The following is an 8,655-nucleotide window of genomic DNA, read 5'->3' on the forward strand; positions in this document are numbered from 1 at the left end:
GGCAAGTAAAAAGGCAGTAGAGTCCATAACTGCCCGAAAGTTAACATTATTTGCCGCTGTTTACAATCTGTCTTGAATCGAAAGGCTTAACTTAACGGCATTAGGGTCTGACCCCAGATTTACTCTGCCGTCTCGAAGCCTTCGAGCACATTGACCACATTGATGCCCAGCTCCTTGACCGCATACCCGCCTTCGAGGATGAACGCAGTCGGCAGATTCAGGTAGGCCAGGCGTTCGCCGAGACGCAGGTAGTCGCCGCTTTGCAGGGCGAAGTGCGACAGCGGGTCGCCGACATAGGTGTCCACGCCCAGCGACACCACCAGCGCGTCGGGCGCGTACATGGTGATGCGCACGCAGGCTGTTTCCAGCGTGGTGAACCACTGGGCAGTGGGGCAGCCGGCCGGCAGCGGCAGGTTGACGTTGTAGCCCAGGCCGGCGTCGGCCCCGGTCTCGTCGGCATGGCCCAGGTAGAACGGATATTCCTGGCGCGGATCGGCGTGCAGGGAGACGAACAGCACGTCGTTGCGCGCATAGAAAATGCTCTGGGTACCGTTGCCGTGGTGGTAGTCGAGGTCGAGGATGGCGACCCGGCGCGCGCCGTCGTCAAGCAGATGCTGGGCCGCCAGCGCGGCGTTGTTCAGGAAACAGTAGCCACCAAAAAAATCGGCACCCGCATGGTGGCCCGGTGGCCGCGTCAGGGCAAACGTGGCCCGTTCACCGAGGCGCAGCGCGTGGGCCGCATTGACGGCGCAGTCGGCACCGGTCTTGGCGGCGGTCCAGGTGCCGGCAGTCAGCGGCGTGCCGTTGTCCATCGAATACAGGCCCAGCCTGGCGGTGAAATTATCGGGTTCGATATCGCTGCGCAAAGTGCGCACCGGCCAGACGGACGGCACGGCGTCGCGGTTGGCGTTGTCCGGATCAAGCGCCAGCCAGTCTTGCCAGGCATGGCGCAAAAAATGCAGGTAGCGCGGCGTGTGGATGCGCTCCAGCGAGGTCAAAGGCACGCCGTGCGGCGTGACGATGCGGCCCAGGTTGCGCCGCCCCAACTCCGCCACCACCATGTCGGCCCGCTCCGGAACCTCGAAGCTGGGGACAAGTTCGCCACGGAACATTTCGTAACGGGCTCGATGCTGGCTGTGCAGTTCGTTATAGAAGGTCAGCATCGGGCGCTTTACGAAAGGTTATCGAGTCAGGTGTGGGAGCACAGGGTGCTGGCGCGGTAGGACGCGACGTAGTCGTCGAAGCTGGCCTGCGGTGCCGTTTCCATGGCGCGCTGTTCGGCCAGCGACGCTGCCGCCAGCTGGTCGAAGTAGGTGCTCTGTTCGGCCGTTGGCGGCTGCTCGCGGAAAAACGCCGCATGGCGTTCGCTTTGCTGCAGGCCGAAGGCGGCAAACGAGCCGCCGTTGGCGCGCAGTTCGCGCAGCACGCGCGCCGACGGCGTGGCGTCCGGGTCAAGCAGCTTGACAGCTTGCGCCGCCAGGCTGTCGGCGTGTTCGGTGCCGCCATGGCGAGAGTCCAGCAAGGCTGCCACCGGCGCCATGCGCGCCAGCAATTCCTGGCCCCAGGCCTGCAGGCTGATCTCTTCGCCGTCGCGCCGCAGGCTCAAGCCGGGCTTGCGGCCTTCCTTGACGGTGCGTGCGAAATTGGCGGTGTAGCAGGCGCTTTGTTCGTTTGATATCGGCGCGCTCTCATCTAACGCGCAGAACAGCAAAAATGTATCGAGGAAGCGGCCGGTCGGCAGGCTGATGCCGACCGGCTCGAACGGGTCGACATCCATGCAGCGCACTTCGATATATTGCACCCCACGCAGGCACAGCGCCTGGATCGGCCGCTCGCCGGTGCGGATCACGCGCTTGGGGCGGATGGTCGAATAGTATTCGTTCTCGATCTGCAGCACATTGGTCGACAGCTGTATCCATTCGCCGTCTTGCTTGGTGCCCAGTTCTGCGTATGGCGCATACGGTGCGTTGACGGCTTGCGTCAGCGCATTGACGTAGTCGTCGAGGCTGTTCTCCTGCGGACGCAGGCCCGACTGGGCGTCGTTCTGGTAACCCAGGTCGCTCATGCGCAGGCTGGTAGCGTACGGCAAATACAGGGTGTCGCCGGACAAGGTGTCGAGCTTGTGCGGCCGGCCGCGCAAAAAGCCGGACGCCAGCGCCGGCGAGGCGCCGAACAGATACATCAGCAGCCAGCTGTATCGGCGGAAATTGCGGATCGTCGCCAGGTAGCTTTCCGACTGCACGTCCATGGCCGACGTGCTGGCGGTGGCGCTGGTGCCGGCATCGGCCGCCAGCAACTGCCACAGGCCTTCGTCGAGCGAATAATTGTAGTGGATGCCGGCGATGCATTGCATGGCCTTGCCATAGCGCAGCGCCAGGCCACGGCGGTACACATGCTTGAGCATGCCCATGTTCGAGCTGCCGTAGTTGGCGATCTCGATATCTTGTTCGGCCGGCAATTCGCCCGGCATCGACTGGCTCCACAGCAGTTCCTTGCCCAGGCGGCTGTAGGCATGGCGGTGCACGGTATCGAGTTTGGCTAGCGTGACGGCGATGTCGGCTTCGGCCGGAGTAATGAATTCGAGCAGCGCTTCGGCGTAGTCGGTGGTGATTTCAGGATGGGTCAGCGCCGAACCGAGCGCAGCGGGATGGGGCGTGGAAGCCAGATGGCCGGCGTGGTCGACGCGCAGGGTTTCACGCTCGATGCCGCGCAATCCGCCCAGCAGCGCGCGGTTGGCATCTTCGGTCAGCAATGCCAGGCGGCGTGTCAACAGGTTGGGCAATTGGAGCTTCCTTTCTTGTACAGCAAATAAATGTGGTGCTGAGATTAACCGAAAATGCGCAATTGCGTCGGCGGTCACCCAAAAAGCGCCGCGCCGCCAGCATCCGCCCCGGCAAAGCAGGGCAGCGTGGTGGTCAGGAAGCGCTTGATATTTTAACAAACTCGATGCTCAACGGCGCGTCGCGCGGTCAAGCGGGTGGCATCAAATTGAAAATTGCTCAGCCGTGGCGGGCGCCGGAAACGCGTTCGATATCGGCCAGGTCGCGCCAGCTTTGCGTGTGGCTGAAGCCGGCTTCGACCAGCAACTGGCGCACTGCGGCGGCCTGGTCATAGCCATGCTCCATCAGCAGCCAGGCCTTGGGCGCCAGGTGGCGCGCGGCGCCGGCAATAATGGTGCGCAGTGCCGACAGGCCGTCGGCATGGTCGGTCAGGGCGCCGGGCGGCTCAAACCGCAGATCGCCTTCGCCCAGGTGGCGGTCGCCGCTGGCGATATACGGCGGATTGGAGACGATCAAATCAAACTTTTCCGTGCCCAGCGCGCCGAACCAGTCGCTGGCCATAAAGGTGATATTGACGCCGTTGGCGCTGGCGTTGCGGCGCGCCACGGCCAGCGCCGCGCTGCTCACGTCCAGCGCCGTGACGACCGCGTCGGGCCGGGTATGGGCCAGCGCGACGGCGATGGCGCCGCTGCCGGTACCCATGTCGAGCACGCGTCCGCCCGGCGGCAAGCGGTCCAGCGCCAGTTCCACCAGCACTTCGGTGTCGGGCCGCGGTATCAGCACGGCGTCGCTGACGGTAAACGGCAGGCCGAAAAATTCGCGCTGGCCGACGATATAGGCCACCGGTTCACCGCGCAAGCGGCGCTCCACCAGGCTCGACAGGCGCTGCGCCTCGTCGCCGTTCAGCACGCGCTCCGATTGCGTGATCAGGCCCACGCGCGACAGGCCCAGCGCGTGGCTGAGCAGGATGCGGTTGTCGACCGCGTCGAGCAGCGGTTGTTGTTGCAGGGCGCCGACGGTGCTGCCGGCGGGTATCAATGTTACGGTCATGGTGCTTTCAATTATTTTTTGCGGCGCAGCAAGATGAACAACAGGCCCAGCGCAAAGATGGCGAACCAGACGAAGGCCCATTGCGGGATCGACAGGCCGATAAAGGCCTCGCCCGCATTTTCGCAGGCGCCGTACGATTCAAACATGAAAGGCATGGTTTGCGCCGTGAAAATCTTGTTCAATGCTGTTTCCACCGGATCGATGCCGCAGGAGTAACCGGGATGGGCCAGCACATATAAATGCTTGCCGGCCACGCCCAGGCCGCCCAGTGCGGCCAGCAGGCCGATACCTGCGCCGATCTTCGGTGTTGTCGAGGCCGCACCGATCAGGCAGCCTGTTGCAATCGCGATAAACAGATAGCGCTGGATCACGCACAGCGGGCAGGGCGCCATGTTCATCACATGCTGCAGATACATGGCCACGCCCAGCATGACGAAACACAGGGCGGCGATAAGGAGCAAGACAGTGCGTGAATTTTTCATGGGCGAGACGGTGAGGTGAGTGGAGTGGTAGCCGTGCATTTTCGCACAGGCTTGATTTTTGCTGCTTACCTGCAACTTAAACCCGGGGTCAGACCCTCAATGCCGCTAATTCAGAGGCTTGCGCTGAGGGGCGAGGGGGTCTGACGCCAGCCTTCCGCGGCTAATCCCCCAGCGCGGCAAGGAGTTCAGCCTGATGCTCCGCCGCCAACGCATTCGTCAGCTCCGTCAAATCGCCATCCATGATGAAGTCCAGCTTGTACAAGGTCAGGTTGATGCGGTGGTCCGTCATGCGCCCCTGTGGAAAATTATAGGTGCGGATGCGCTCGCTGCGGTCGCCCGAGCCGATCAGGCTCTTGCGGGTGGCCGCTTCCTGCGATTGCTGCGCACGCAGCTGCACGTCCTTGATGCGCGCGGCCAGCACCTTCATGGCCTGCGCCTTGTTCTTGTGCTGGCTGCGGTCGTCCTGGCATTCGACCACGATACCGGTCGGCAAGTGGGTAATGCGCACGGCCGAATCGGTCTTGTTGATGTGCTGGCCACCGGCGCCCGAGGCGCGGTAGGTGTCGATGCGCAAGTCGGCCGGGTTGATATTGACGTCTTCCACTTCGTCCGCTTCCGGCATCACGGCCACGGTGCAGGCCGAGGTGTGGATGCGGCCCTGGGTTTCGGTGGCCGGCACGCGCTGCACGCGGTGGCCGCCCGACTCGAATTTCAGCTTGGAATACGCGCCATTGCCGACCAGGCGCACGATCACCTCGCGGTAGCCGCCCAGGTCGGAATCGGAGGCCGATACCAGCTCCACCTGCCAGCGGTTGCGTTCGGCAAAGCGCGTGTACATGCGCAGCAGGTCGCCGGCGAACAGGGCCGACTCGTCGCCGCCGGTGCCGGCGCGAATTTCCAGGAAAATATTGCGCTCGTCATTCGCGTCTTTCGGCAGCAGCATGGTCTGCAACTCGCGCTCGAGCTGCGTCATGGTGGTTTTTGCCGCCTCGATTTCTTCCTGGGCGAATTCCTTCATGTCCGGGTCCGCCAGCATTTCCTGCGCCGTGACGATGTCATTGCCCGCTTCCTGGTAGGAGTGGTACAGCGCCACCAGCGGGCCCAGTTCGGCATGCTCGCGCGTCATTTTGCGGTAGCTGTCCATATTCGACGTGGCGTCCTGGTGCATCAACAGTTCGTCGAGTTCAACCAGGCGGTTTGCCAGTTGATCGAGCTTGGACAACATGGATGGTTTCATAGCAATTCGGAATAAAAGTGGCGAGGAGAGCGCACCGTGGGCACGCCTGGAAAGCGGGGCCGGGAGGCGGCCGGTGGGCTGCGCTAACGGCGCGGGCGGAACAGTTTCGGCAGCAGGGTGGCCAGTTGCTTGCGCTCGTCGCCTTGCGCGCGGTGCAGCGCCTGTTGCGGGCCATGCATGAACTTGGCGGTCAGGCCTTTCGACAGTGCTTCGAGCACGGCGTCGATGTCGGCGCCCTTGGCCAGCATCTTGCGCGCGCGTTCGACTTCCATCTGGCGCAGCGTTTCGCTGCTTTCATGCAGATCCTGTATCACCGGCACCATGGCGCGGTCGTCGACCCAGCTCATGAACGACTGCACGCGCGTCTCGATGATGGCTTCGGCTTGCGCCACGGCCGCCTGGCGGCTTTCCAGGCCCGTCTGCACCACCTTGCCCAGGTCGTCGACGGTGTACAGGAACACGTCGTTCAGGCGGCCCACTTCCGTTTCGATATCGCGCGGCACTGCCAGGTCGACCATGAACATGGGCTTGTGGCGGCGTGCCTTGATGGCGCGCTCGACCAGGCCCAGGCCCAGCAGCGGCAAGGATGATGCCGTGCACGAGATGACGATGTCGAACTGGTGCAGTTTTTCGGGCAGGTCGGCCAGGCGGATCGCGCGGCCGTTGAAACGGTGGGCCAGCGCCTCGCCCCGCTCCATGGTGCGGTTGGCGATCGTGATGCTGTTCGGATTTTGCGCCGCAAAGTGGGTGGCGCACAGCTCGATCATTTCGCCGGCGCCGATAAACAGCACGTTCTGCTCGGCGATCTTGTCGAAGATGCGCTGCGACAGGCGCACGGCGGCAGCCGCCATCGACACGCTGTGGGCGCCGATCTCGGTGGTGCTGCGCACTTCCTTGGCGACCGAAAAACTGCGCTGGAACAGCTGGTGCAGATAAGTGCCCAGGCCGCCCACTTCATCGGCGGTGCGGATGGCGTCCTTGATCTGGCCCAGGATCTGCGTTTCGCCGAGCACCATCGAATCGAGCCCGGAGGCGACGCGGAAAGTGTGGCGCACGGCATCGTGCTGCGGCAGCATGTACAGGTGGGGGCGCAGCTCGCTGTAGCTGAGTTTGTGATAATCGGCCAGGAAATGGGCACCGGCGTCGAGCGGGTTCGGTACCCGGCTGGCCGCATACAGCTCGGTGCGGTTGCAGGTCGATAAGATGGCCGCTTCGTCATTGTCCCGCAAGTCGATGCGCTGGAACCAGGTGCGCGCCGCGACCACCGCCTGACCCAGATGCTCAGGCGAAAACGCCAGCTGTTCGCGGAGCGACACTGGAGCAGTGGTGTGATTGAGGCCGACGGCGAGCAGTTGCATTTCAGGGCTGGGGAATGACTTGTGCCGACATTATAGCGCTTTGTGCCCGCTGATTGAGCAGGCCCGCTGTGGCTCAGGCATTTGCCGGCTGGGCGTTCAGTTTTTCCAGGCGGTAACCATAGCTGTAGACGGGCACCAGCCGGTAGCCCTGCTCGGGTTTCAGTTGCAGCTTGTTGCGCACGCGCGAAACGTGGGTATCCATGGTGCGCGAAGGCAGGGCTGTTTCGCGTTGCCATACCGCTTCATGGATGTAGGCGCGCGACAAAGGCCGGCCCAGGTTGCGGAAGAACAGCAGCGCCAGGGCAAATTCCTTGTGCGTCACGTCCAGTGGCTCGCCATCCATCAGCAGCCGGCCGGCGCGCGTTTCAAAGGTGTAATTGCCAAATTGCAGTTGCTCGGCGGTATTTTGCGTGGGATAGGCCATGCGCAGCAGTGCCTGGGCACGCAACGCCAGTTCGCTGCGCCGCAGCGGTTTCACCAGGTAGTCGTCGGCGCCTGCCTTGATGCCGGCGACGATATCGTCCTCGCCCGCGCTGTTGGTCATAAACAACACCGGCGCCTTGGGCGCCAGTTTTTCGCGTGCACGGCGCAATACTTCGGCGCCATCGAGGTCGCTGACCTGCCAGTCGAGGATCAGCATGTCGCAACTGTCCTTGCGCAGTTGCCCGAGCATTTCCCTGGCACTCTGGAATTCGTGGCAAGCATGCCCTGCCGCAGTGAGCACCTGGCAAATCAGTTCTGCCTGGCTATGGTCGCTATCGAGTACGGCAATTCGCATATTTGGCTGAAATGTGTAACAACAAACAGACGGGCAGCGCTGCTTATCGTAATGTTAAGGAATGCTCTCATGAAATATAACAGAGATTGCAACTGTGTCCAGTGAAATCGAAAAGGCGCCCCTTTCCGCTACACTTGGGTTTGCCTTTACCGCGTGGAGAAACCGTATGCAAGACAATAGCGTCACCGATTGGAACCTGATCCCGGGCACCCTGGCCGAAATCGAACAGGCGAGCGAGCGCTGCCGTCGTCTGGTGCGTCGTCGCGCCCTGATGTCGGCCGGTGCCTCGGCCATTCCGATCCCGGGCATCGACCTGATGTCGGACGTCGGCCTGTTGTCGATGCTTATCAACGACATCAACCATGAATTCGGCCTGACGCCGGAGCAGATCGAAAAACTCAATCCGCAGTTCAAGCTGATGGCCTATCGCGTGGCGATCGGCATGGGCGGCATGCTGGTAGGAAAATTGGTGACGCGTGAGCTCCTCATCCACCTGCTCAAGCGCAGCGGCGTCAAGCTGGCCAGCAAGCAGGTGGCGCGCTTCGTGCCATTCGCCGGCCAGGCCGTGGCGGCCGCGCTCGGTTACGCCGTGTTTCGCCAGATCGGCAACCAGCACGTCAGCGCCTGCGCGGCGGTGGCGCAGGAGCTGATTACGGTACGACCGAGCTGATCGCATTATCCTGGCGTCAAGGTGTGTTTGATGGCAGTCGAAAAAGGGAGACCTTCTATTGCAGCCAGTTCCTCGCGATATAGTTCGAGACACTCATCTCGTGTTAGTCCGCCCGACTGCACCATCTGCATGAACGCCATTCCTGATGCGACATAGCCGGCGAGTACGCTTCGCCGGTTTACACCACCTCGTTATACACAAGTCCAGACCGCCGCCTAGCCGGTGCGAAAATGCGTTGACATTCAATGACTTAACGCGCCCCTTGTAAACTCGCCGCGATTCAGGTTTACTCTCGCCTTT

8 protein-coding genes are annotated in these 8,655 nt (G+C 62.5%); 1 reads left to right on the plus strand and 7 read right to left on the minus strand.

All coding sequences use genetic code 11. The features are described 5' to 3' along the window. Window positions 1-119: 119 nt before the first annotated feature. The 7 genes from ACQ4WM_RS24570 to ACQ4WM_RS24600 form a co-directional block, all read right to left on the minus strand. Window positions 120-1,163 (minus strand): histone deacetylase family protein, encoded by a 1,044-nt coding sequence (locus tag ACQ4WM_RS24570; protein ID WP_436549274.1) that lies wholly within the window; start codon window positions 1,161-1,163, stop codon window positions 120-122. 26 nt (window positions 1,164-1,189) lie between these two features. Further along, window positions 1,190-2,782 (minus strand): glutamate--cysteine ligase, encoded by a 1,593-nt coding sequence (gene gshA / locus ACQ4WM_RS24575; protein ID WP_436549275.1) that lies wholly within the window; start codon window positions 2,780-2,782, stop codon window positions 1,190-1,192. 217 nt (window positions 2,783-2,999) lie between these two features. Further along, window positions 3,000-3,830, minus strand: coding sequence for a peptide chain release factor N(5)-glutamine methyltransferase (prmC, locus tag ACQ4WM_RS24580; RefSeq protein ID WP_436549276.1), 831 nt, complete (start codon window positions 3,828-3,830; stop codon window positions 3,000-3,002). 11 nt (window positions 3,831-3,841) lie between these two features. Beyond that, window positions 3,842-4,312 carry a disulfide bond formation protein B gene (locus ACQ4WM_RS24585; RefSeq protein ID WP_436549277.1) on the minus strand — a complete coding sequence of 157 codons (471 nt, stop codon included), beginning with the start codon at window positions 4,310-4,312 and terminating at the stop codon, window positions 3,842-3,844. Window positions 4,313-4,472: 160 nt separating this feature from the next. Then, window positions 4,473-5,549: a peptide chain release factor 1 gene (gene prfA, locus ACQ4WM_RS24590; protein WP_436549278.1), complete on the minus strand. Its 1,077-nt coding sequence runs from the start codon at window positions 5,547-5,549 to the stop codon at window positions 4,473-4,475. Window positions 5,550-5,632: 83 nt separating this feature from the next. Then, window positions 5,633-6,907: a glutamyl-tRNA reductase gene (gene hemA, locus ACQ4WM_RS24595; protein ID WP_065307791.1), complete on the minus strand. Its 1,275-nt coding sequence runs from the start codon at window positions 6,905-6,907 to the stop codon at window positions 5,633-5,635. Between the two features lie 73 nt (window positions 6,908-6,980). Further along, on the minus strand, window positions 6,981-7,685 hold the full coding sequence (locus tag ACQ4WM_RS24600; protein ID WP_436549279.1) for a response regulator transcription factor: 705 nt from the start codon (window positions 7,683-7,685) through the stop codon (window positions 6,981-6,983). A 166-nt stretch (window positions 7,686-7,851) separates the two neighbouring features. Between ACQ4WM_RS24600 and ACQ4WM_RS24605 the strand changes: the two genes are divergently transcribed. Beyond that, on the plus strand, window positions 7,852-8,355 hold the full coding sequence (locus ACQ4WM_RS24605) for a hypothetical protein (protein WP_436549280.1): 504 nt from the start codon (window positions 7,852-7,854) through the stop codon (window positions 8,353-8,355). Window positions 8,356-8,655: the final 300 nt, after the last annotated feature.

Source organism: Janthinobacterium longum (assembly GCF_051380735.1).
Lineage (GTDB): Bacteria > Pseudomonadota > Gammaproteobacteria > Burkholderiales > Burkholderiaceae_D > Janthinobacterium.